We start from the raw sequence: 23,396 nt of genomic DNA on the forward strand, positions 1-23,396 counted from the left end.
CGTGCGGTGCCTAGCGGACGACCCTGCCTCTCAGGATGATCCGTTTCGGCGCGCGCAGCACCGCGAGGTCCTTGCGCGGGTCGTCGTCGAAGGCCAGCAGGTCGGCGGCGGTGCCCTCGTCCAGGTTCGACCAGCCGAGCCAGCCGCGGGCGGCCCAGGAGGCGGCGCCGAGGGCGTCCTCGGCGGACATGCCGACCCGGTGCAGCGCGGTGACCTCGTCCACGATGCGGCCGTGCTCGATGCCGCCGCCCGCGTCGGTGCCCGCGTAGACCGGCACGCCCGCCTCGATGGCCTTGCCGACCGTGTCGCCGACGCGGGCGTGCAGGGCGCGCATGTGGTCGGCGTAGGCCGGGTACTTGTCGGCCTTGGCGGCGATGTCCGGGAAGTTCTCGATGTTGATCAGGGTGGGGACCAGCGCGGTGCCGCGCCGGGCCATCTCGGCGATCACCTCGTCGGACAGGCCGGTGCCGTGCTCGATGCAGTCGATACCGGCGTTGACCAAGCCGGGCAGGGCGTCCTCGCCGAACACGTGCGCGGTGACGCGGGCGCCCGCGGCGTGCGCGACGGCGATGGCCTCGGCCAGCACGTCGTCCGGCCAGAGCGGGGCGAGGTCGCCGTGCGCGCGGTCGATCCAGTCGCCGACCAGCTTGACCCAGCCGTCGCCGTACTCGACCTGCTCGGCGACCGCGGCAGGCAGCCGCTCGGGCTCGCCGACGTCGATGCCCAGGTGCGGGATGTAGCGCTTGGGGCGGGCCAGGTGCCTGCCCGCGCGGACGATCCGGGGCAGGTCAAGGCGTTCCTGCAACGGGCGGGTGTCCAGCGGGGAGCCGCAGTCGCGCAGGAGCAGTGTGCCCGCGTCGCGGTCGGTCTCGGCTTGGGTGGCCGCGGTGTCCAGGTCGACCGGCCCCTGTGGACCGATCCCCACGTGGCAGTGCGCGTCGACCAGGCCGGGCAGCAGGAAACCGCCGTCGACCACGGTCTCCGCGGCGGGCACCGGCCGGGTGCGGACCCGGCCGTTGACCACCCAGAGGTCCCGCTCCTCGGCACCGGGGAGCAGGACCCCGCGCACGTGCAGCGCGGTCACGGCTTCTTCTTCTGGTTCTTCGGGAAGTTGAGCCGGGACGGGTCGAAACCGGGCGGCAGCGCGTCGAGACCGGACAGACCGGGCGGGATCTCGTTGAGGCCGGGCGGCATGCCGGACAGGTCCGGGAAGCCCGCGGGCAGCCCGCCGCGCGCCTTGGGCGGGGTCGGGCCGCGGCCCTTGCCCTTCTTGCCCTTGCGCGGCTTGGCCTGCTTGCGGGTGGCCGAGCGGCCCGGCATGCCGAACCGGCCCGCCATCTGCTGCATCATCTTCTTCGCCTCGAAGAAGCGGTTGACCAGGTCGTTGACCTCGCGGACCTGCACGCCGGAGCCGTTGGCGATGCGCAGCCTGCGCGAGGCGTTGATCATCTTGGGGTCGGCGCGCTCGGCCGGGGTCATGCCGCGGATGATCGCCTGCAGCCGGTCGATGTGCTTCTCGTCCACCTGGGCCAGCGCGTCCTTCATCTGGCCCGCGCCGGGCAGCATGCCCAGCAGGTTGGCGATCGGCCCCATCTTGCGCACCGCGAGCATCTGCTCCAGGAAGTCCTCCAGGGTCAGCTCGCCGGAGCCGATCTTGGCCGCGGCCTTCTCCGCCTGCTCCTGGTCGAAGTGCTGCTCGGCCTGCTCGATCAGGGTGAGCACGTCGCCCATGCCCAGGATCCGGGAGGCCATCCGGTCCGGGTGGAAGGCGTCGAAGTCCGCCAGCTTCTCGCCGTTGGAGGCGAACATGATCGGCGCGCCGGTGACCTCGCGGACCGACAGCGCGGCACCGCCGCGGGCGTCGCCGTCGAGCTTGGTGAGCACCACGCCGGTGAAGCCGACGCCGTCCCGGAACGCCTCGGCGGTGGTCACCGCGTCCTGGCCGATCATGGCGTCGACCACGAACAGGACCTCGTCGGCGGCGACCGCGGCCTTGATGTCCGCGGCCTGGCGCATCAGCTCCTCGTCCACGCCAAGCCGACCGGCGGTGTCGACCACCACGATGTCGTGCTGGCCGCGACGGGCCTCGTCGATGCCGCGGCGGGCCACGTCGACCGGGTCGCCGACGCCGTTGCCCGGCTCGGGGGCGAACACGGTGACGCCCGCGCGCTCGCCGACGACCTGCAGCTGGGTGACCGCGTTGGGGCGCTGGAGGTCGCAGGCGACCAGCATCGGGGCGTGTCCCTGGGCCTTGAGCCAGCGCGCCAGCTTGCCCGCCAGGGTCGTCTTACCGGCACCCTGCAGACCCGCCAGCATGATCACCGTCGGCGGGTTCTTGGCCAGGTTGAGCCTGCGGGTCTCGCCGCCCAGGATGGCGACCAGTTCCTCGTTGACGATCTTGACGACCTGCTGGGCCGGGTTCAGCGCTGCGGAGACCTCGGCGCCCTTGGCGCGCTCCTTGATCCGCGCGATGAACGTGCGCACGACCGGCAGCGCGACATCGGCCTCCAGCAGCGCGATCCGGATCTCGCGGGCGGTGGCGTCGATGTCGGCGTCGCTCAGCCGCCCCTTGCCCCGCAGGTTCTGCAGGACCGAGGTGAGCCGATCGGAGAGGGTGTCGAACACGGGTGCGGCACTCCAGCCTTGCGGGTCGGGTCGAATCGGGCCGCACGCGGTGCGGCTCACTGGTCGAGCGTAGTCGCCCCGGGCCCCTGCCCGCCGCGATGTCCTTGACCTGGCACCCCCGGAGCCTGTGGACAACTCGGCGCGGGCCGTCGAACACCGGTGCTAGCTTCGCCCGGTCCGAGCAGGATTTCGTTGAGGGGGCCGGGAAATGACAGGCACGGGGACGGTGGCGCGGCTGCTGCCCGCGACGGCGGTGGTGGCCGCGGTCGCGGTGGTGGTCGGGTACACGTCGCTGGCGGACACCACGACCAGGCTGCTGCTGGTGGCCGCGGTGATCTTCTTCGGGGCGGCGGTGTGGCGCACGCCCCGGCTGGACGCGACGACCGCGCGCGGGCTCGGCGCAGGCGCGGTGTTCCTGGGCGCGTACCTGACCGGGCCGGTGCTGGTGGCGGCGACCACGAAACCGTCGGCGGCGGTGGTCGTGGTGCTGACGTACCTGCCGCCGTTCCTGGCGCTGCTGGTGTTCGCCGCGCTGGGCATGGGGGTGGGCGCGGCGGGGGTCGGCGTGGTCGTGCCGTCGGTGCTGGTGACCTTGCTGGTGGTGGCGGGCGCGGGTCCCGGGACGATCGCGGGGCTGCTGCTCGTGGTCGCGGTGCCTGCCGCCGTCGTGGCGGTGTGGGCGCCACCGCTGTGGGCCCGACCGAGCGCGGCGACGGGTGTGCTGGCGGCGACGGCGGTGGTCGGGGTGGGCGTGCTGCCGCTGAGCGCGGTGGCGGGCTCGGACGACGACTCGTGGCGCTGGTCGGGTCAGCTCGACGGGTGGGGCGTGGTGCTGGTGATCGCGGGGATGCTCGTGGTCGCGGTGCTGGGTCTGGTGGCGGTGTTGCGGCGGGACGGTGCCGTGGGTGTGCTGGCGGGCAGCGCGCTGGTGGTCGCGCCCTTGCCCGCGACGATGCTCGACCTGCCGATCAGCGGGGTGGGGGCGTTGTGGGTGGTGCCCGTGGCGGCGTTGGTGGTGGCCGGTGTCGGGCTCGCGCTTCCGGCCGTGCGTGGTGTGTTGGGTCGCGTCGCCGGATGGTTACGGCCGGGCGGCGGCACTTCGGTGGCCGCGGTGACGGCTGTGGCCGGGGTGGCCGCGGTGACGATCGTGACCGAGGTGCTGCCGACGCTCGACTTGTCGCGGGTGCTGCGGGGGTCGATCACGCTGGCCGTCTATCTGGCGGTGACGGTGGTGGCTCGGCGGACCCAGGGGGTGCCCGGGGCGGTGCAGGCGGCGTTCGTCCTGCTGGGTCTGGGCCTGACGCGACCGATGCTGTGGATCGTCGGTGTGGGGGACCCGTTCAACCTGCCTGCCTTGGTCCTGGAATGCGTCGTGGACCTCGCCGCGATCGGGATGCTCCTGCGCCGACACCCACGGCCCGGAGTGGCCGCGGCGATGGGTTATCTGCTGATCGTGGACTTCACCGGGTTCCTGCGGTACGCGCTGACGCCGCGTGACATCGAGCTGGCGTTGACGAGCACGCCGTGGCAGTCGATGGCCGTGTTCGGACCGGTGTTGCTGGTGGGGGTGCTCGGATTACTGCTCGTGGCCTTCCATCGGGCCGAGCATATGGTTGCCCGCGGTCAGGCCATGGTGGCGGTGGCGATGGCGGCCAGCGGGTTCACGATGCTGCGGCTGCTGCTTGCCTACTTCGGACCGGAGGACACGGCGGCTCGCAATGCGCTCGCCAGTTCGTTGGCGCCGGTGACGCCGAACATGGGGGCGGTCGAGTTGTTGCTGCGGCATGAGCCGGATCAAGGGGTGTTGGGGTGGATTCTCGGTCTTGTGGTGATTGCCGTGCTCGGGGCTGCCACTACTGCCATGCCTGCCAATACCGGGTTGGTTGCCGCGATCGTGTTGTTCATCGTTCCGGCTACTCAGGTGCTGGCGGCACTGATGATCGACCGGGGGGCGTTCGAGGTCTTTTTGTGGGGTGCCGTCGGGGTGGCGGCGGTCCTGGCCGTGGTGACGTACCTGCTGGTCCTGCGGGTGCCGGTCGACGATGGACCGGTGCCGGAGGTCGCGGAGGAAGATCGTCCACAGCAGGCAGGGTCACCCGATGGGCGAGAGTGAGTCGCGGCGGCGGTCGGGGATCGCGCACGGAGCGCGCCGAAACCGGGGAAAGGGCCCGACCCCTCGACGGGCCCCTCCCGGTTGGTGCGTCCCGTCGAGTGGAAGTCCGAGGTCGTACCGCCCTCCCCGGCGGTCCGGCCCCGAGGTCCTCCCCTGTCCCCCACTCGGCGCGACAAGGCAAAGTCTGTCGGCACCGGGATCCGATCCCCAGCGTGATGGCACCCGAGTAGAGCCGAGTAGGACTACTCAAACCAGGCAGGACTAACGGCTGGCCCGCAACACTGCCGCTTCCACGGCCCCACGCCACCCCGGCGCCGGATCCACCGGCAGGCAGAACGAGTCCACGGCGGCGCCCCCCAGTGTCGCGACCCGCGCCCACCGAATGTCCACACCGGACCGTTCCAGCGCATCGGCCACGCTGTGCAGCAGCCCGATCCGGTCGGTGGCGCGCAGCTCCAGCACCACCTCCGCGCCGCCTGCCTCATGATCGAACCACAGCACCCGGGGTTCGGGCACGGCACCGACCCGCCCGCCGTAGTCACGCTCTTTCGCGGCGAGCTTCTCCGCCAACGGCAGCGATCCCGACACTGCCCGGCCGAACTGTTCCCGCAGCAGAGCCGGATCCGGCAACGACCCGAACCGAGGTGTCACCGAGAAGACCCCCACGGCCACACCGGCATGCGCCGACACCGTGGCCGCGTGGACCTCCAGCGAGTTGAGCGCGAGCACACCCGCCGCCCGCGACAGCACACCCGGCAGGTTCCTGGCGGCGAACGTGACCGTGGTCCCCGACTCGGCGGGCGCCATCCGGACATCCGGTCTGCCGGTGCGCGCGGTGGTCTCGGCCAGTGCCGACTGAGCGGGGTCGAGGGGCGCCGGGCCGGGCAGCGGACCACCGGCCATGGCGGTGCGGCAGCGCGCGACCAGGTCCGCGACCAGGCGGGCCTTCCACTCCGTCCACACGCCGGGGCCGGTGGCGAGGGAGTCGGCCTCGGTGAGGGCGTGCAGGAGGTCGAGCAGCAGCGGGTCGCCGTCGAGGGTCTCGACGACGCGGTGGACGGTGGTCTCGGACTCGATGTCGCGGCGGGTGGCGGTGTGCGGAAGGAGCAGGTGGTGGCGGACGACGGCGGTCAGCGTGGCGACGTCCGGGGCGGGCAGGCCGAGGCGGGTGCCGATGCTGGTGGCGAGGGCGGCACCGACGACCGAGTGGTCGCGGTCGCGGCCCTTGCCCAGGTCGTGCAGGAGGGCGCCGAGCAGCAGCAGGTCCGGTCGGGCGACCGAGGTGACCAGACGGGCGGCGTCGACCGTGGTCTGCACGAGGTGCCGGTCCACGGTCCACACGTGCGCGGCGTCGCGGGGTGGCAGGTCGCGCACGGCGCCCCACTCGGGGAACAACCGCGCCCACAGACCCGTGCGGTCGAGCGCCTCGACGACATCCGTCAGTCCCTCCCCCGCGCCGAGCAGCGCGACCAGGTCCTGCCGCACCTCGGCGGGCCAGGGCGCGCGTGGTTCCGGGGCGGACTCGCCGAGACGGGTGAGCGCGCCCGGCGCCATGGGGTGGCCGGTGCGGGCCGCCGCCGCGGCAACGCGGAGCAACAGGCCGGGGTCCTTGGCGGGGTCGGCGTCGCGGGCCAGGGCGACCTCGGTGCCGTGCAGCACGACGCCCTCGTCGAGCGGGCGGCGGTCGGGTGCGCGGCGCAATGCGCTCAGGACGCGCCGGGCCGGGGTGGCGGCGCCGGTGGAGCGCAGGGCGACGTCGAGTGCGTAGGCGACGGTCCGGCCCGCGCCGGACAGGGCGCGGGCCAGGGCGAACCGGTCGGTCAGGCCCAGCAGGGCCGCGATCTCGTCGCCGTCCTGCGGGCGCAGGACGTCCCGGGCGCGGCGGGCGACGCGGCGCAGTTCGGTGCGGGTGTCCAGCAGCAGGGTGTGCGCGTCGGCGACCTCGCCGCCGGGCCGGTCGATGAGCTGGGCGTGCGCGAGCGCGGCGAGGACGCCCAGGTCGCGCAGGCCGCCGCGGCCGTGTTTGAGGTCGGGTTCGGCCCGGTGCGCGATCTCGCCCGCGCGGGACCAGCGGTCGCGCACCGAGTGCGCCAGCTCCGGCAGCCGTTTGCGCACCCCGGTCCGCCACTGCTCCCGGGCCGCGCTCGCGAGCCGCTCGCCGATCTCCGCGTCGCCTGCCAGGTGGCGGGCGTCGAGCAGGCCGAGCGCGGTGCGCGGGTCGGCGGCGGCGATGTCGAGCGCCTCGCCGACCGTGCGTACCGAATGGTCCAGGCCGACGCCCGCGTCCCACAGCGGGTACCAGAGCCGTTCGGCGACCGCGGCCACCGGCGCCCGGCCGTCGTGCACGAGCACCAGGTCCAGGTCCGCGTACGGGACCAGCTCGCGCCTGCCCAGCCCGCCGACCGCGAGCAGCGCGATGCCGGGGCCCGCGCCCGACCGGGCGGCGTGCCCGGTCAGCCAGAGCTCGTGCAGGTCGACGAGCGCCTCGCGGAGCACCGCCGCGGGCAGCCGGTGCGCGGCAGCGGACCTCGGCCCGAGCAGCCGGTCCCGGGCGCGGACAAGGTCCGCGGCGGTGTCCGCCATCGGTCAGATCGCGTCCGTGCCGCGTTCCCCTGTGCGCACCCGCAGCACGGTCTCGACCGGCGTCACCCACACCTTGCCGTCGCCGATCTTGCCGGTGCGGGCGGCGTCGGCGATGGCGCCGACGACCTTGTCCGGGTCGTCGGTGAGCACCTCGACGCGGATCTTGGGCACGAAGTCCACCGAGTACTCGGCGCCCCGGTACACCTCGGTGTGGCCCTTCTGCCTGCCGTAGCCCTGCACCTCGCTGACCGTCATGCCCAGCACGCCCAGCTGCTCCAGGGCCGCCTTGACGTCGTCGAGGGTGAACGGCTTGATGATCGCGGTTACCAGCTTCATGCCCGTCAGCCTTCCTTGCCCGCGCCCGCGGCGATCTTCCCGGCCAGCACGTCGGCGGACCGGCCCAGCGAGGACCCGCCGCCGCGCAGACCGGAGAACTCGTAGGCGCTCTCCGCGTGCTCGGCCTCGTCGATGCCCGCCCGCTCGGCGTCGGCGGAGACCCGGAACCCGATCGTCTTCTGGATCAGGAACCCGATGACCAGGGTCAGCACGAACGAGTAGCCGAGCACCGCGAACGCGGCGACGGCCTGCTTGCCGAGCAGCCCAAGGCCGCCACCGTAGAACAGGCCGTCCTTGCCCGCCGCGTTGACCGAGGTGGTGGCGAACAGGCCGATCATCAGCGTGCCGACCAGGCCGCCGACCAGGTGCACGCCGACCACGTCGAGCGAGTCGTCGAAGCCGAGCTTGTACTTGAGCCCGACCGCCAGCGCGCACAGCCCGCCCGCGACCAGCCCGATGGCCAGCGCGCCGAGCGGGCTGACGTACCCGCAGGCCGGGGTGATCGCGACCAGGCCTGCGACGGCGCCGGAGGCCGCGCCGAGCGTGGTCGGCCTGCCGTCGCGGACCTGCTCGACGACCAGCCAGCCGAGCACCGCCGCCGCCGTGGCCGCCGTGGTGGTGATGAACGCGACGCCCGCGAGATCGCCCGCGACCAGCGCGGACCCGGCGTTGAAGCCATACCAGCCGAACCAGAGCAGGCCCGCGCCGAGGATCACGAACGGCAGGTTGTGCGGCCGCATGGGCTCGCGCGGCCAGCCCTTGCGCTTGCCGAGCACCAGGGCCAGCGCCAGCCCGGCGGCGCCCGCGTTGATGTGGACGGCGGTGCCGCCCGCGAAGTCGAGCGCGCCCAGCTTGTTGGCGATCCAGCCGCCGACGAAGTCGACGCCGGTGGCGCCGTCGAAGTCGAAGACCCAGTGCGCGACCGGGAAGTAGACGATGGTCACCCAGACGGCGATGAACAGCGTCCACGCCCAGAACTTGGCGCGGTCCGCGATCGCGCCGGAGATCAGCGCGGCGGTGATGACGGCGAACATCAGCTGGAAGACGACGAACACCAGGTGCGGGATCTGGTGCCCGGTCCACGGCTGCGCCGGGTCGCTCGGCGCGGCGCCGAACAGGCCGCCGACCAGCCCCTTGAGCCCGGCGAACTCACCGCCGCCGACCAGCCCGCCGCCGACGTCGTCGCCGAACGCGAGGCTGTAGCCGTAGAGCACCCACAGCACCGTGACCACGGCCAGCGCGATGAAGCTCATCATCAGCATGTTCAGCACGCTCTTCGCCCGCACCATGCCGCCGTAGAAGAAGGCGAGGCCGGGGGTCATGAGCATGACCAGCGCCGCGCTCACCAGCACCCAGGCTGTGTCTCCTGTGTTCACATCGTCCTCCCGTGAACTCCTGATTGCCGGGAAGCATCCGGTCACGCTGTTTCGCGGAGGGTCGCGCCAGGTTTCGCGGCCGTGAACTAGACGGCTGTCGGTGTTACGACCAGGTTTCCCGCCCGATCGGTAGCCTGGGTCGTGATGACCGGACCCGACGAGGTGTACGCGACGCTGAACGCGCGTCTGCCGTATCACGCGGGGGCGTCCGTGGCCGGGTTGGCCGGGATGCCGGTCTCTCTCTCGGAGTCGTGGTTGCCCGCGCAGATCGAGCTGGCGGGGCGGATGTACCGGTGCACGGACCGCGCGGTGCTCGGGGTGCTGTGGTGGTACTCGGCGAGCTCGATGCTGTTGGCGCCGGTCGCGGAGTCGGTCGTGGTTGCCGGGGTGGCGTTGGACCCGCGCCGGGTGACGCTGTACTCGCATGTGGACGGTCGCCTGCCTGCGGCTCGCTCGGACGCGGTGTGCACGGATGTATCGGACGCGTTGGAGGCGGTGTTGTCTGCGTTTGTGGCGTCGGTGTCCGGTGTGACGGGGGCGCGGGCGCGGACGTTGTGGGCTATCGCGACGGATTCGTTGGGTAATCGGGTGTTGTGGGCGGGGGGTTCACCAGAGGTGGCACTGTCATTGGCCGGTGGTGTGGCGGAACTGCCGACGCCGCGGTTCGTATCCGTGAACGGCCGGGACTATGTGCGGCGGGGCTCATGCTGCCTGGTCTACGAGGCGACCGACGTACCGAAGTGCGTGTCGTGCCCACGCCGACACCCCGCGGACCGACTCGCCCGGTTGCGTGCACTGTGAACTGGCTGGCCGACGCACGGGAGTCGTACGACACGGTCGCGACCTCCTACGCCACTTTGATGCGCGACGCCCTGGCCGACAAGCCGTTCCTGCGCGCGGCCCTGGGTCTGGTCGGCCCGGGACCGGTGGTGGACGTGGGGTGCGGGCCGGGACACGTGGCCGGGTACGTGCATGGCCGCGGCGCGTCCGTGGGCGGCCTCGACCTGTCCCCGGGAATGATCGAGGAGGCCCGCCGCCGGTACCCGACGGTGCCGTTCGCCGTCGCGTCGATGACCGCCCTGCCCCTGGCCGACGACTCGGCCGCGGCGATCCTCGCCTGGTGGACCCTGATCCACATCCCGGACGAGACGATCCCGACCGTCCTCGCCGAGTTCCGACGCGTGCTGCGCCCCGGCGGCACGGTGCAGATCGGTTTCCATGTGGGCGATGAGACCCGCCTGAAGACATCCGGGTATGGCGGACATCCGATGCGGATCAACGTTCATCGACGTAGGCCGGAACAGATGGCGGCCTGGCTGCGCGCGGCAGGCTTCCGGATCGACGCCACCCTGCACATGCTCCCGGACGAGGACCCCAGCCAGGCCGTCCTCTTCGCAGGCACACCTTGATCTTGAACGGCGATCTTGAACAGCGATCCTGGCCGGTGATCTTGGCAGGCCCTCGGCCCCCCGATTCCATTCTACCGCCCGGCCACGACAGTTCCGGGTCGTCGACGATCCTGGCTGTGGACAACTCGGTTGTCCACAGCCAGGATCACCGCGCGCCCTGGATTGTCGGTCACCCTCCCTGGAATGGATTCGGGGGGCCGAAGGCAGGCATTGCTCGCCTATCCACAGGCAAGATCACCGCACACCGACGGCCGCCTCGGCGTCGTGGTCGGTCCGTGCACGCGCCGCGTTTGAGGTCGGGTGCCGACCGGCGGGTTCATGAGGTCCCACCACAGTGGCCAGTGGGCCCATTCCGGAGTTTCGATCATGTGCCGGTGGCGTGGTCCGGCGGGTCGGCGAGGAGGCGGTTGCGGACGGCGAAGGAAGCCGCCTCCAGGCGGGAGTGGACGCCGAGTTTGGTCAGCAGGGACTGGACGTGGGTGCGGACCGTGGTGGCCGAGATGCCCATGCGGCGTTGCATGGCCACGGTGCCCGCGCCTTCCACCAGGAGTGCGAGGCATTGGCGTTCGCGCGGGGTGAGGTGGGCGGCGAGGCGGTGGGCGGTGTCGGTTTCCGGGTTGGGGCGGCGGGGTGGGAGATCGACACCGGGGCGGCGGGGTGGGAGATCGACACCGGGGCGGCGAGGTGGGAGATCGACACCGGGACGGCGGGGTGGGAGGTCGATCACCGTCTCGCCCGCGAGAGTGCGGTGCAGGGCCCGGGTGAGGGTGCGGACGCCCGCGGTCTTGTGGACGTAGCCCGCCGCTCCCGCGGTGAGGGCCTGGGTGGCGGTGGCGGGGTCGTCGTCGGCGGTGAGGATCAGGATGCGGGTGTGCGAGCTGGCCTGGGCGAGGCGGGCGAGGGCGGCCACGGCGTCGCCGTCGGCGAGGGTTCGGTCGAGGAGGCAGAGGTCGGGCCGCAGCGCGCGCAGGGCGGCGACGGCACCGGCGATGGTGCCCGCGACGGCGCGTACGGCGAAACCGTGTTGGACGAGCACGGCGCTCAGGGCGTCGGCGAAGACCGCGTGGTCGTCGCACAGGACCAGGTCGGTCATCGGGCCTCCGGGGTGTCCTCGGCCGGCTCAACGACGCCGAGGGTCACCCGGATGCGGGTACCGGCGGGTAACTCGCCGGTGATCCGGACGGTCCCGCCCAGTGTCCGGACCAGACTGTCCACAATGGCCAGGCCGCGGCCCGCGACGCCCGGTGGGCCCGCGCCGAAGCCGGGGCCGGTGTCGACGACCTCGATGGTGGCGGGTGGGCCGGGGAACGCGTGCACGTGGACGGTGCCGCCCGCGCGGACGGCGTTGTCCACCAGGTTGGTCACCACCCGCCACAGCAGACGGGCGTCGACCGGGGTGACGACCGGGTCGCCGGGGGCCAGGGTCACCGGGGCGCCCGCGGCGGAGGCGACCGAGACGAGCTGGGTGAGCAGCGCGCGCACGTCGACCGGGGCGATCGCCGGCGTCTCCCGGAGCAGTGCGAGCAGGCGCGCCAGCTGTTCCTCGATCAGCCCGACCCGGGTCAGGGTGTCCGGGCGCAGCTCGGCCGCGCCGCGCACCGACTCGGTGAGCAGTGCCAGCGTGGCGAGGCCGTGGCCCAGGTCATGCAGCAGATCGGGCAGCTCGGAGCGGTCCGAGCGCCGCCTGCCCACCCCCGCGCGCCTGTCCTGAGGCCAGTCCATCCGAGCGTCCCTTCGCGAATGGACCCATGGTTCATCCGAAAGCCGCGACGCGCGGCACCAACTTCATAACGGCAGGTCCGCCGGGGTGCGGGGGGACAGCCCGGCGGCCCGCGCGGCCTTGACCGCCTGCAGGCGGCTGTGCACGCCGAGCTTGGCGTAGACGCTGTGCGTGTGCGCGCGGATCGTGTTCGTGGACAGCCCGAGCGCGGCGGCGATCTCCGGGCCGCGCATACCGTCCACCAGACACCCGAGCACCTCTCGCTCACGCCCGGACAACGCGGCAAGCGGTCCACCCTCGGGTCGTGCGCGGTGCGCGTCGGCGCGCAGACCGCGCAGCACGACCCCGAGACAACGCGGCGGGAACCACGCGTCGCCGCGGCGGACCCCGCGCAGTACTTCGACCAGGTGGGTGGTGCCCGCGGCCTTCGGCACCCACGCCTGCGCTCCTGCGCGGGCGGCGGCGAGCGCCCGTTCCGGCTCGCGCCCCGCCGTGAGCACCACGATCCGCGCGTCGGGGGCGGCGTCCTGGATGAGCGCGAACAGCCGGTCCTCGGACAGCCGGGCACGCTCGGGCTCGACCACGATCACATCCGGCAGCTCGCGCGCCAACCCGGCCGCCAACCGCGGGTCGTCGCTGGCACACCAGCCCGCGACGGCCAGGTCCGCGAACGCGGCCAACCGACCGGCGAGCGCCTCGGTCAGCAATACATGATCATCAACCAGCCAGAGCCGCACCGCGTCCACGCGCGACACCGTGCCGGACGCGGCGGGCAGTGTCCTCATCCATCTGGAGGAGCCCGCACTCGTCTCACTCGATCAAGCGGCTGGTCCATGAGCATGAATGTGAAATATGTTCGGGTTCGACCGGGGTGAGCGGGTTGTCCACCGGCGGTGCGAACCATCCACAGCCCGGGGCCACCGTCTGGACCGAACCTGACCTGGCGAAACAGGATCACCTCAAGGGCCTGCCTCCGGGCGGGAGGGGCCTGCTTCGGGGCAGGATCGAATCCGGCAACACCCCTGACGGGAGGGGCCCCGCCAGGGGGTGCGGGGTCAGCCCAGGAGGGCGTCGACGAAGGCGGTGGGGTCGAAGGGGGCCAGGTCGTCGGCGCCTTCGCCGAGGCCGACGAGTTTGACCGGGACGCCGAGCTCGCGTTGGACCTGGAAGACGATGCCGCCCTTGGCGGTGCCGTCGAGCTTGGTCAGGACGATGCCGGTGACGGCGACGACCTCGCCGAACACGCGGGCCTGGGTGAGGCCGTTCTGGCCGGTGGTGGCGTCCAGGACGAGCAGGACCTCGTCGACCTTGCCCTGCTTCTCCACGACGCGCTTGACCTTGCCGAGCTCGTCCATCAGGCCGGTCTTGGTGTGCAGGCGGCCCGCGGTGTCGATCAGGACGGTGTCGACGGTGGTCTCGCGGCCGAGCTTGACCGCGTCGAAGGCCACCGCGGCCGGGTCGGCGCCTTCCTTGCCGCGCACGACCCGGGCGCCGACGCGGTCGGCCCAGGTCTGGAGTTGGTCGGCGGCGGCGGCGCGGAAGGTGTCGGCGGCGCCCAGGACGACGGTGCGGCCGTCGGCGACGAGGACGCGGGCGAGCTTGCCGGTGGTGGTGGTCTTGCCGGTGCCGTTGACGCCCACGACCAGTACCACGGCGGGCCTGCGGTCGCCGTCGGTGCCGTGCGGGAGAGCGCGTACGGCGCGGTCCATGTCTTGGTGCAGGGCGTCCACGAGGACCTCGCGCAGCAGGGTGCGGGCCTGTTCGGGACTGCGGACGCCGCGTGCGCTCAGTTCGATCCGGAGACGGTCGACGATCTCCTGGGTGGTGGCGGCGCCGAGGTCGGCCAGCAGCAGGGTGTCCTCGACGTCGGTCCACGAGTCCTCGTCCAGGTCGCCCGCGCCGAGCAGGCCGAGCAGCCCCTGGCCGAACGTGGACCGCGACCGGGCCAGCCTGCCGCGCAGGCGCTCCATGCGGCCCGCGGTGGGGGCGATCTCGTCGAGGGGGACCTGCACCGGGATGCGGCCGGTGTCGGGCTCGGCCTGGGCGGGGATGCGGTCGGTGACCGGGTCCGGCTGGACCGGGATGGCCTCCGTCGGCGCCTCCGTCCCGGCCGCGTCGGTCTCGGCATCGGTTCCGGCGTCCGGCCCGGCCTCGGTTCCCGGAGCGGTCTCGGGCCTGGTCTCGGTCGCCGTGTTCGCGGTGTCCTCGGGGGACGGGAGGGCGACGTCGACGATGTCGCGTTTCGCGGAGTCGCGGGGAACAGCGGCGTCGTCGCCGACGCCGGGCTGGCCGTCCACCTCGGTGCGCTCGCCCGCGGGGTGGGCCTGCGCGGTGTCGCGGGGGCCGCCGGGGGCCAGGCTGATGCCGCCGCCCGCCTGGTAGCCCCCCTTGGGGCGGTCGGTGACCGCGGGCTTCTCGGCCCGGTCCAGGCTGATCTTCTTCTTCCGGGCCAGCACGATCCCGGTGACCAGGGCGGCGACCACCAGCGCCACGATGACGACGAGGATGACGATCAGGGTGTTCGACACCGGGCCATCCTCGCATCCCCGGTCCGCCGCCCGCCGGACACCGGGAATAGGGGCAGCTCAGCGGCACGGGCGGTGGTGGAATAGACAGTCAGGAGAGATCCCGCCGACCACGGAGAGCCCTGTGCGCGTGCTCGACCTGGCCATCATCGTGCTGTTCCTGGTGGGCATGCCGCTGCTGGGCGTGCTCATCGGCGGCAGACAACGCTCCGCGAACGACTACTTCGTCGGCGAGGGCCGGATCTCGTGGTGGGTGGCGTGTCTGTCGGTCGTGTCCGCGGAGACGTCCACGTTGACCGTGCTGAGCGTGCCCACGGTGGCGTACCTGGGCGCGTTCACCTACCTGCAGCTGGCCATCGGGTACGTGCTGGGCCGGATCGTGGTGGCGTTCGTGCTGCTGCCCCGCTATGTCGCCGGGAACATGACCACCGCCTACAACTACCTGGGCGAGCGGTTCGGCGCCGGGTTGCAGGGCACCGCGTCGGTGACGTTCCTGCTGACCCGGCTGCTGGCCGACGGGGTGCGGTTGTTCGCGACCGCGATCCCGGTGAAGGTGGTGCTGGCCGCGTACGGGGTGGACGCCGAGTACTGGCAGATCTCGGCCGTGCTCGGGGTGGCGATGGTGGCGTACACGTTCTTCGGCGGGGTGCGCGCGGTCGTGTGGGTCGACGCGGTCCAGATGCTCTGGTACGTACTCGGCGGGGTCGCGGTGGTCGTGGTGCTGGCCGGGCGGCTGCCGGACGGGTGGTTCTCGGCGGCGGTGGACGCGGGCAAGACGCAGCTGTTCGACTTCGGGTCGGCGCCGTCGAGCAACCAGTACGCGTTCGTGACGGCGGTGCTCGGCGGGGCGGTGCTGTCGATGGCCTCGCACGGTGCCGACCAGCTGGTGGTGCAGCGGCTGATGGCGTGCAACGACCTGCGGGCGAGCCGGAAGGCGTTGATCGCCAGCGGGTTCGTGGTGTTCCTGCAGTTCGCGCTGTTCCTGGTGATCGGGACGATGCTGTGGTCGTTCTACCGGGGGCTGGACCCGGTCAGGCAGCTCGGGCTGGGCACCGCGGACGAGCTGTTCGCCTCGTTCATCGTGCGGGAGCTGCCGAGCGGGCTGTCCGGGTTCGTGATCGCGGGCATCCTGGCCGCGGCGTTGAGCTCCTCGCTTGGCGCGCTGGCCTCGTCCACGGTGAGCGACGTGTACCGGAAGCTGTCCCGGAAACCGCTGGGCGACGCGGAGGTGCTGCGGCTGGGTCGGGTGTGGACCGTGGTGTGGGCGGGGGTGCTGATCCTGTTCGCGTCCCTGTTCACCACCACCAAGAACCCGATCGTGGAGACCGCGCTGGCGATCACCGGCTACACCTACGGGGCGCTGCTCGGCGCGTTCCTGCTCGGGTTGCTGGTGCGGCGGGCGCGGCAGGCGGACGCGATCGCGGCGTTCCTGGTGACGGTGGCGGTGATGGCGTTCGTGATCCTGGGGCTGAGGTTCGGCAAGGCGTCGGGGGCGTTCCTGGGGGTCGACTTCGCCAAGCCCGCGGGCGACTCGGTGGCGCTCGCGTTCCCCTGGTACACGCCGCTGGGCGTGGCGGTCACCCTGGCGGTCGGCGGCCTGCTGTCGCTGCGGCACGCCAGGGCGACCACGACGGCTACGCCCGCCGGTACGCGACCAGCTCCAGATGGAGGGTGAAGCCGAGCGCGGTGAACATCCGCTCCGAGGCGTCGTTGCCCAGCGCGATCACCGCGGCGGCCTGCGGGCGGGCGCCGTGCTCGGCGACCAGGGCCCGCAGCAGGGCCTGGACCAGGGACCGGCCCGCGCCCGCGTCGCGCATGTTGGGGTCGACGGCGACGTAGTCGACGTACAGCTCCTCCGGCTGGGCGAAGCCTGCCGCGTAGCCGATGACGCCGTCGGCGCCGGTGAGCACGACCACGGTGTGACCGCGGTCGCCGTCGACGAGCTGCGCGCCACCGGCGGTGCGGTTGGGGAAACATCGTTCGTGCAGGTCGACGACCTGGGCGCGGTGCCGGGGGTCGGCGCCGAGGACGCGCGGGCCGTTCGCGGACGCCATGCCGACCAGGGTCGAGCGCAGCGCGCCGCCCGCCAGGGTGAACACGCGGCTGGCCGAGCCCGCCGCGAAGCCGTGCCGGGCGGCGAAGTCGCACAGCCTGCGGTTGCGGCGGTGGCCGTAGAGCTCCAGATCGGTGACGCCGCGCAGCCGGGGCAGGCCGAGGGCCAGGTCCAGCAGGTCGTCGGCGGTGTTGTGCCACACCTGGCGGGCGGCCGGGTGCCCGTCCGGCACCTCGACGAAGGGTCCGTACAGCCAGGCGCGGCCGAGGCCGGGGTCGGCCTCGACGCTGAGCACCCCGCGCGGCACGCCCCGCCCGTCCACCGCCACGACCGCGCCGGTGGCCCAGTCGGGCGCGAGTCCGCCCAGCTCGGCGGCTATCTCCTCGGCACTGACCCCGTGGTAGCCGATGTGGTGCTCCGGCTCCGCCTGCAGCCGGGTGAGCAGGCCGACCACGGCGGGCTCGTCGGCGGGCGTCGCGGCACGAATCGAATACATGAGCGAATCGTGAACTCCCCACACCCCCCGGCGCGACCGTATTACCGGCGGGTCACCCGCCCCGGGCGGTGCGCGCGGTCTGAATCGTGCAACCGGACGATCCGCACACTGATCGATGTGGACGGTCGCATCACCATCAGCGACGACATCGATGCAGGTAGTGCCGGGTATGCCACATCGGACTGTCGCGTTTAGTCCGAATGGAGCAGCTTCGTCTCCGCTTGGTCCCGGTATTTGCGAAACGGTCGGATCCGCCCATACTTTGTGCGACCCTCACCGCGTCCCGCCTCCAGCGGGTCCACACGCGACTCTACGTCCGGTCCCCGCCGGCGATTCTGCATGAGAGGCCCCTCGCCCATGGCAAACATGGCAAACTTCGACCCCAAGCGCGTCACCCCGATCCAGTGGGCGGCTCTCGGCGGCGGAGTGCTCGCGTTCCTGTTCAGCTTCTTCCCGTTCTACTCCGTCAGCGTCAACACCACGCTGATGGGCCAGGTCATCAACGAGAGCAACTCGGTGAGCGGGTGGTCGACCGGTCTGCTGGGCTGGCTGCCCGTGCTGATGCTGGTGGCCGCGGGCGTGCTGGTGCTGCTGTCGATGCTGGGCAACCCGGTGCGCAACGTGCCGCTGATCTGGCTGATCCTCGCGGGCGTGTCCGTGCTGTTCCTGCTCCTGCGCTGGGTGACCTTCGACAACAGCGCGGGCCTGAGCAGCGCCTACGCCGACATCGCGGGCGTCTCGTACGGCGCGGGCTTCGGCTTCTTCATCGTGCTGCTGGCCGCGATCGGCTCGACCGTCGGCGCGGTGCTGAACTTCCTCAACGTGCGCAAGGCGGGCCCGAGCGCGCCCGGTGGCTACCCGCAGCAGGGTGGATACCCGCAGCAGCCGGGTGGTTACCCGCAGCAGGGCGGGTTCCCGCAGCAGCCGGGGCCGTACCAGGGTGGGCAGGGGCAGCCGGGTGGCTATCCGCCGCCGCCGTCCGCCTGACGAGTTGCTCTTGACGCCCCGTCCATGCGTTGCATGGGCGGGGCGTTTCCTTATTCCTGCTCGGGTTGCGGCGTCTGTTCCGGGCCTGGCTCCGCGAGCTGTTCCGGTCCCGATTCCGCTTCTCGTACCGGTTCCGGTTCCGCGACTTGTTCCACCTGCGTCGCCTGAGCACGCTGAGGGGCCACCGTCGGAACGGGGGCCTCGGCGCGGCCCGGGTGCTGGAGGCGCTGGGAGATGACCTGGGTGATGCCGTCGCCGCGCATGCTGACGCCGTAGAGGGCGTCGGCGATCTCCATGGTGGGCTTCTGGTGCGTGATGATGATCAGCTGGGAGCTGGCGCGCAGCTGTTCCAGCAGGCCGATGAGGCGGCGCATGTTGGTGTCGTCCAGGGCCGCCTCGACCTCGTCCATCACGTAGAAGGGCGAGGGGCGGGCGCGGAAGATCGCGACCAGCATGGCGACCGCGACCAGGGACTTCTCGCCGCCGGAGAGCAGCGAGAGGCGCTTGACCTTCTTGCCGGGGGGACGGGCCTCGACGTCGACGCCGGTGCTGAGCATGTCCTCGGGCTCGGTGAGGATCATGCGGCCCTCACCGCCGGGGAACAGGACGTCGAACACGGTGCGGAACTCACGGGCCACGTCGTGATAGGCGGAGGCGAAGACCTCCAGGATCTTGTCGTCGACCTCCTTGATGACGGTCAGGAGATCACGGCGGGTGGCCTTGAGGTCTTCCAGCTGCGTCGAAAGGAACTTGTAGCGTTCCTCCAACGCGGCGAACTCCTCCAGGGCGAGCGGGTTGACCTTGCCCAGGGTGGCCAGGTCGCGTTCGGCGCGTTTGGCACGGCGGGCCTGGGTCTCCCGGTCGTACGGCGATGACGGAGGCATGGTCACCTCCTCGCCACGTTCCTTGGCCGCCTCGTACTCGGCGAGCTCGGCGGGGCTCGGCGGCACCGGCACGTCCGGGCCGTATTCGGCGACCAGGTCGTCCAGGCCGATGCCGAACGTCTCCCCGATGCGGGTTTCCAGCTGTTCCAGGCGAAGGCGCTGTTCCGCGCGGAGTACTTCGTCGCGGTGGACGGCGTCGGTCAGCTTTTCCAGTTCCGTCGACAGTTCGCGGACTTTTCCCCGGACCTCGGCCAGGACGCGTTCGCGGTCGGCGCGCTGGGCCTGGATGGTGTCGCGTTCCTCGGCGGCGCGGGCCAGCGAGCGGGCGATACGGGTCAACGCCAGTTCGCCGCCGTCCACCACGGCCTGGGCGATGGTGGCGCCGCGTTTGCGGGCCGCCATGGCGCGGGAGGAGCGTTCGCGGGCCTCGCGTTCGGCGCGGGCGGCGCGGCGCAGCTGGTCGGCCTTGCCCTGGAGGGCGCGATGGCGTTCCTCGGCGGTGCGCAGGGACAGGCGGGCGTCCATCTCCTCCTGGCGGGCAGTGGCCAGGGACGCGGTGTACTCGTCGCGTTCGGCGGAGTCGGGTTCGTCGTCGACCTGCTCCTCCTGGACGGCGGCGAGCCGCTCCTCCAGTTCGGCGAGCCGGGTCAGGGCCTCCTCGCGGGCGCGTTCGACCTTGCCGCGCTGGGTCTCGGCGCGGTCGACCTCCGCCTCGGTCGAGCGCAGGGCCTGCCTGAGGCGATTGAGGCGCTCCGAGGACCGGGCCGCGCGGACCTTGGCCTCGTTCATCAGCTCCTTGACCGAGTCCAGCTCGGCGCGCCGGGACTGCTGTTCCGCGCGGGCGCCCTCCAGCGCCGCCGCCGACTGTTCCAGAGCGCGCTCGGAGCCCGCGAGCTTGGCATTGGCCTCGTCGACCGCCGCCTGGACCTCGATGACGCTCTGTGCCTTCTCCGAGCCGCCGACCGCCCAGTGCGCGCCGAGCAGGTCGCCCTCGGTGGTGACCGCGCGGACCGCGGGGTGCGCGCCGACCAGGGTCTGCGCGGTGTCCAGGCCGTCGACCACGGCGATCCGGTCCAACGCGCGGTGCACGGTGTTCAGCAGGGCTTCCGGCGCCCGGACCAGATCCGCCGCCCACCGCGCCCCGGACGGCAACATCGGCCAGTCGTCACGAGCTGTGCCTGCCATCGGAGCGGTATTCCCACCCACGAGCATCCCGGCACGCCCTGCATCCCCGGACCGCAGCAACCGCAACGCGGCCACCGCGCCATCAGGGTCGGCGACGGCGATGGCGTCGGCCACCGGCCCCAAAGCGGCCGCCAGGGCCACCTCGGCGCCCGGTTCGACGGTCAGCAGCGCGGCGACCGAGCCGAGCAGGCCGGGCAGCCGCTCCCCCGCCGCCAACAGCGCACCGGCGCCGTCCTTGCGCGAGAGCCCCAGGGACAGCGCGTCCACGCGAGCGCGCCACGACGCGATGTCCTTCTCCGCCTGACGCTCGGCGCGCACCAGCTCCTCCACCCGGGCGCGCGCGGCGTCGTTGGCCGCGCCTGCCTGCTGGTGGCGCTCGACCAGGCCGGCGTCGTCGGTGTCCTCGACCTCGGTGGTCTCCTGCGCGACGGCCAGTTCCTCGGCCGCGATCTCGGCGCGCTCGCGGGCCTCGCCCAGGGCGAACGACAGCCGTTCGATCTCCTCGTCGGTGGCGTTCGTCTTGCTGCGCAACGCCTCCACCTGGCCGCCCAGCCGGGCCAGGCCCTCGCGGCGGTCGGCGATCGCGCGGACGGCGGCCAAGTGCGCCTTCTCCGCCGCCTGCACCATGCGTTCCAGCTCGGCGCGGCGTTCGGTGGACTCGGCGAGCGTGTAGCGGGCCTCGGCGACGGCCTCGAACAGCTCGGCCTCGCGCTGCGCGGTGTGCTCGGCCTCTTCTTCCAGCTCCTCGGGGTCGCGGCCGCCGCGCGGGGCCTCCACCGATGCGGACAGGTGCCGGGCGCGTTCCACGGCCAGCCGGACCGTGCCGCGCAGGCGTTCCTCCAGGGCGGAGAGCCGGTACCAGGTCTCCTGGGCGGCGGCGAGCGCGGGCGCGTCGACCGCCAGGTGGTCCTCCAGCTCGGTCTGCCGGGCCTGGCCGATCTCCAGGGCCTGCTCGACCTCGGCGCGCTTGCGCCGGGCGGTGGCCTCGTCGGCCTGGTCGCGGGCGATGTCCGAGCGCTGGGTGACCAGCTCGTCGGCGTGCAGGCGCAGCCGGGCGTCGCGCAGCTCGGACTGCACGGTCTGCGCGCGGCGGGCGATCTCGGCCTGCTTGCCCAGCGGTTTGAGCTGGCGGCGCAGCTCGGCGGTGAGGTCGTTGAGCCGGGTGAGGTTGGCCTGCATCGCGTCGAGCTTGCGGATGGCCTTCTCTTTGCGCTTGCGGTGCTTGAGGACGCCCGCGGCCTCCTCGATGAAAGCGCGGCGCTCCTCGGGCTTGGACTCCAGGATAGCCGAGAGCTGGCCCTGGCCGACGATGACGTGCATCTCGCGGCCGATGCCGGAGTCGGACAGCAGCTCCTGCACGTCCATCAGGCGGCAGCCCTGGCCGTTGATCTCGTACTCGCTGGCGCCGTCGCGGAACATCCGGCGGGTGATCGACACCTCGGTGTACTCGATGGGCAGCGCGCCGTCGGCGTTGTCGATGGTCAGCGTCACCTCGGCGCGGCCGAGCGGGGCGCGGCCCGCGGTGCCCGCGAAGATGACGTCCTCCATCTTGCCGCCGCGCAGGCCCTTGGCCGACCCCTCGCCCATCACCCAGCGCAACGCGTCGAGCACGTTCGACTTGCCCGAGCCGTTCGGACCGACCACGCAGGTGATGCCCGGCTCGAACTTGAGCGTGGTCGCCGAGGCGAAGGACTTGAACCCCTTCAGCGTCAGGCTCTTGAGGTGCACGAGGCAGACCCTTCCGGTGAGGCGAGCTCCGCCGTGATCCGAACGAGACTACCTGTGTAGGTGACGCCCACGCGGGAGGCGGGGCCGACTCACGTTTCCCACCGCTCGATCGGGCCTGGTCAGGAGGGCGCGGGCACGTCGACCAGGACGATGTTGTCGTCCGTCACCACCTCGACCCGGGAGATGCGGGACAGGTCGATCGAGGTGCTGCCCGGGATCGACTCGCCCTGCACGTACCCGGTCGCCCACCAGCCCGCGATCTCCCGGTAGCCGTCGCGGCCCTGCACGACCAGCTTGCACGGCTTGCCCGGCGGCACGTCGTGCAGCCGGATCTTGACCTCGGTGCCCCAGTTGCGGTCGGTCAGGTCGACGTCGGCGCGCACGCCGCTGGCCGCGTCGGTGGCCGACCAGTTGACGATCATCGGCTGCGGGCCCGCCTGGCCGTGCAGCGACTCCCAGACCAGTACGCCGCCGACGGAGAGCGCGACCACGGCCGCGGCCGCCGAGGCGAGCACCACGTGCCGCCTGCGCCGGGCGGGCTTGGCGGGCTCCGGTTGCGCGCTCTGCTCGGGCTCGGCCGCCTCCTCGTCGTACCAGGCGGGCGGGTCCGGCCGCTCCTCGACCAGCCGCAGGTCGGCGGGCACCTCCGGGATGTCCTCGAAGTCCTCGGCCCGGATGCGGTGCAGCAGGCCCGGCAGCGGGGAGAGCCGGACCAGCTCGCGGGTGCAGTCGGCGCAGCTCGCGGCGTGCGCCTCGAAGGCGTAGCGGTCGGCGGGGTCGAGCGCGCCGAGCAGGTATGCCCCGAGGGACAGGGTGTGTGCGCAGGTCACAACTCCGTCACCCCTCTCTCCTCCAGGGCGTCGCGAAGGGCGCGCAGCGCGTAGAACGATCGGGATTTGACCGTGCCCGGGGGGATGCCGAGCACCTTGGCGGCCTCGGCGACGGTGCGGCGGCGGTAGAACAGCTCGGCGATGACGGCGCGGTGGTCGCGGGAGAGCGCCCGCATCGCCTCGGCGACCTGCCAGCCCTGCAGGACCTGCTCGAACTCGTCGCCGCCGCGCGGCCAGTCGCCGTTCTCGATCGGCACCTCGGCCACCCGCGCGCTCTGCTTGCGGTAGCCGGAGATCACCAGGTTCTTGGCGACCGTGTACAGCCACGGACCGGCCTTGTCGGCCTCCAGCGACTCGGCGTGGCGCCACGCCCGCAACAGTGTCTCCTGCACGACATCCTCGGCGCGCTGGTGGTCGCCGCCGACCGCGCGCAGCACATAGCCGAGCAGCGGTCGCCGGTACCGGCGGTAGAGCTCGCGGACGAACTCGTCGTCCTGCTCCGGGGTGCTCCCCACGATCTGGGCCTACGCCTCCCGCGACGTGGTG

Annotated in this window: 18 protein-coding genes; 5 read left to right on the forward strand and 13 right to left on the reverse strand. The window is 72.4% G+C overall.

What is annotated here, in order from left to right; genetic code table 11:
- Positions 1–10 precede the first annotated feature (10 nt).
- Positions 11–1,084, reverse strand: coding sequence for an amidohydrolase family protein (locus C503_RS0109905; protein ID WP_018682045.1), 1,074 nt, complete (start codon positions 1,082–1,084; stop codon positions 11–13).
- Positions 1,081–2,625 (reverse strand): signal recognition particle protein, encoded by a 1,545-nt coding sequence (gene ffh / locus C503_RS0109910; RefSeq protein ID WP_018682046.1) that lies wholly within the window; start codon positions 2,623–2,625, stop codon positions 1,081–1,083. Before ffh ends, C503_RS0109905 begins: the two co-directional genes overlap by 4 nt.
- 208 nt (positions 2,626–2,833) lie before the next feature.
- On the opposite strand from ffh, the gene C503_RS38845 reads away from it, so the two are divergent.
- Positions 2,834–4,738, forward strand: coding sequence for a hypothetical protein (locus tag C503_RS38845; protein ID WP_018682047.1), 1,905 nt, complete (start codon positions 2,834–2,836; stop codon positions 4,736–4,738).
- A gap of 261 nt (positions 4,739–4,999) precedes the next feature.
- Here C503_RS38845 and C503_RS0109920 read toward each other — a convergent pair whose 3' ends face one another.
- From C503_RS0109920 to C503_RS0109930, 3 genes are read right to left on the reverse strand one after another with little or no spacing between them, the layout of a single operon-like run.
- Positions 5,000–7,321, reverse strand: a complete 2,322-nt coding sequence (locus C503_RS0109920) for a [protein-PII] uridylyltransferase (RefSeq protein WP_018682048.1) — start codon at positions 7,319–7,321, stop codon at positions 5,000–5,002.
- Between the two features lie 3 nt (positions 7,322–7,324).
- On the reverse strand, positions 7,325–7,657 hold the full coding sequence (locus C503_RS0109925; protein ID WP_018682049.1) for a P-II family nitrogen regulator: 333 nt from the start codon (positions 7,655–7,657) through the stop codon (positions 7,325–7,327).
- Positions 7,658–7,662: 5 nt separating this feature from the next.
- The gene (locus C503_RS0109930; RefSeq protein ID WP_169514526.1) at positions 7,663–9,033 is read right to left on the reverse strand and encodes an ammonium transporter; all 1,371 of its coding nucleotides are present in this window, start codon (positions 9,031–9,033) and stop codon (positions 7,663–7,665) included.
- Between the two features lie 144 nt (positions 9,034–9,177).
- On the opposite strand from C503_RS0109930, the gene C503_RS0109935 reads away from it, so the two are divergent.
- Complete coding sequence (locus C503_RS0109935) at positions 9,178–9,834, forward strand: (2Fe-2S)-binding protein (RefSeq protein WP_018682051.1); 657 nt, start codon at positions 9,178–9,180, stop codon at positions 9,832–9,834.
- Positions 9,831–10,442, forward strand: a complete 612-nt coding sequence (locus C503_RS0109940; RefSeq protein ID WP_018682052.1) for a class I SAM-dependent methyltransferase — start codon at positions 9,831–9,833, stop codon at positions 10,440–10,442. The genes C503_RS0109935 and C503_RS0109940 overlap by 4 nt, the downstream gene beginning before the upstream one ends.
- Before the next feature lie 364 nt (positions 10,443–10,806).
- Here the strand turns inward: C503_RS0109940 and C503_RS0109945 are convergent, their stop codons facing one another.
- From C503_RS0109945 to ftsY, 4 genes are all read right to left on the reverse strand, one after another.
- On the reverse strand, positions 10,807–11,535 hold the full coding sequence (locus C503_RS0109945; protein WP_018682053.1) for a response regulator transcription factor: 729 nt from the start codon (positions 11,533–11,535) through the stop codon (positions 10,807–10,809).
- The gene (locus tag C503_RS43155; protein ID WP_084476961.1) at positions 11,532–12,164 is read right to left on the reverse strand and encodes an ATP-binding protein; all 633 of its coding nucleotides are present in this window, start codon (positions 12,162–12,164) and stop codon (positions 11,532–11,534) included. Before C503_RS43155 ends, C503_RS0109945 begins: the two co-directional genes overlap by 4 nt.
- 63 nt (positions 12,165–12,227) lie before the next feature.
- Entirely contained in the window at positions 12,228–12,947 is a 720-nt protein-coding gene (locus tag C503_RS0109955) for a helix-turn-helix transcriptional regulator (RefSeq protein WP_018682055.1), read from the reverse strand.
- A 270-nt stretch (positions 12,948–13,217) separates the two neighbouring features.
- Complete coding sequence (ftsY, locus tag C503_RS0109960) at positions 13,218–14,690, reverse strand: signal recognition particle-docking protein FtsY (protein WP_018682056.1); 1,473 nt, start codon at positions 14,688–14,690, stop codon at positions 13,218–13,220.
- Positions 14,691–14,811: 121 nt separating this feature from the next.
- Between ftsY and C503_RS0109965 the strand changes: the two genes are divergently transcribed.
- The gene (locus C503_RS0109965) at positions 14,812–16,362 is read left to right on the forward strand and encodes a sodium:solute symporter (RefSeq protein WP_018682057.1); all 1,551 of its coding nucleotides are present in this window, start codon (positions 14,812–14,814) and stop codon (positions 16,360–16,362) included.
- Here the strand turns inward: C503_RS0109965 and C503_RS0109970 are convergent.
- A complete protein-coding gene (locus C503_RS0109970) occupies positions 16,322–17,236 on the reverse strand; it encodes a GNAT family N-acetyltransferase (protein WP_018682058.1) in 915 nt (304 codons plus the stop codon). The two genes, C503_RS0109965 and C503_RS0109970, sit on opposite strands and share 41 nt — an antisense overlap.
- A 366-nt stretch (positions 17,237–17,602) precedes the next feature.
- Here C503_RS0109970 and C503_RS0109975 point away from each other — a divergent pair, with 366 nt between their 5' ends.
- Positions 17,603–18,223, forward strand: a complete 621-nt coding sequence (locus tag C503_RS0109975; RefSeq protein WP_018682059.1) for a DUF5336 domain-containing protein — start codon at positions 17,603–17,605, stop codon at positions 18,221–18,223.
- Between the two features lie 50 nt (positions 18,224–18,273).
- On the opposite strand, the gene smc is transcribed toward C503_RS0109975, so the two are convergent.
- The 3 genes from smc to C503_RS0109990 form a co-directional block, all read right to left on the reverse strand.
- A complete protein-coding gene (smc, locus tag C503_RS0109980) occupies positions 18,274–22,020 on the reverse strand; it encodes a chromosome segregation protein SMC (protein ID WP_018682060.1) in 3,747 nt (1,248 codons plus the stop codon).
- A gap of 119 nt (positions 22,021–22,139) precedes the next feature.
- On the reverse strand, positions 22,140–22,850 hold the full coding sequence (locus C503_RS45800) for an anti-sigma factor family protein (protein WP_018682061.1): 711 nt from the start codon (positions 22,848–22,850) through the stop codon (positions 22,140–22,142).
- Positions 22,847–23,365, reverse strand: coding sequence for a sigma-70 family RNA polymerase sigma factor (locus tag C503_RS0109990; protein WP_018682062.1), 519 nt, complete (start codon positions 23,363–23,365; stop codon positions 22,847–22,849). Before C503_RS0109990 ends, C503_RS45800 begins: the two co-directional genes overlap by 4 nt.
- Between the last annotated feature and the right edge of the window lie 31 nt (positions 23,366–23,396).

This window comes from Actinokineospora enzanensis DSM 44649, assembly GCF_000374445.1.
In the GTDB taxonomy this organism is placed as follows: Bacteria; Actinomycetota; Actinomycetes; order Mycobacteriales; family Pseudonocardiaceae; genus Actinokineospora; species Actinokineospora enzanensis.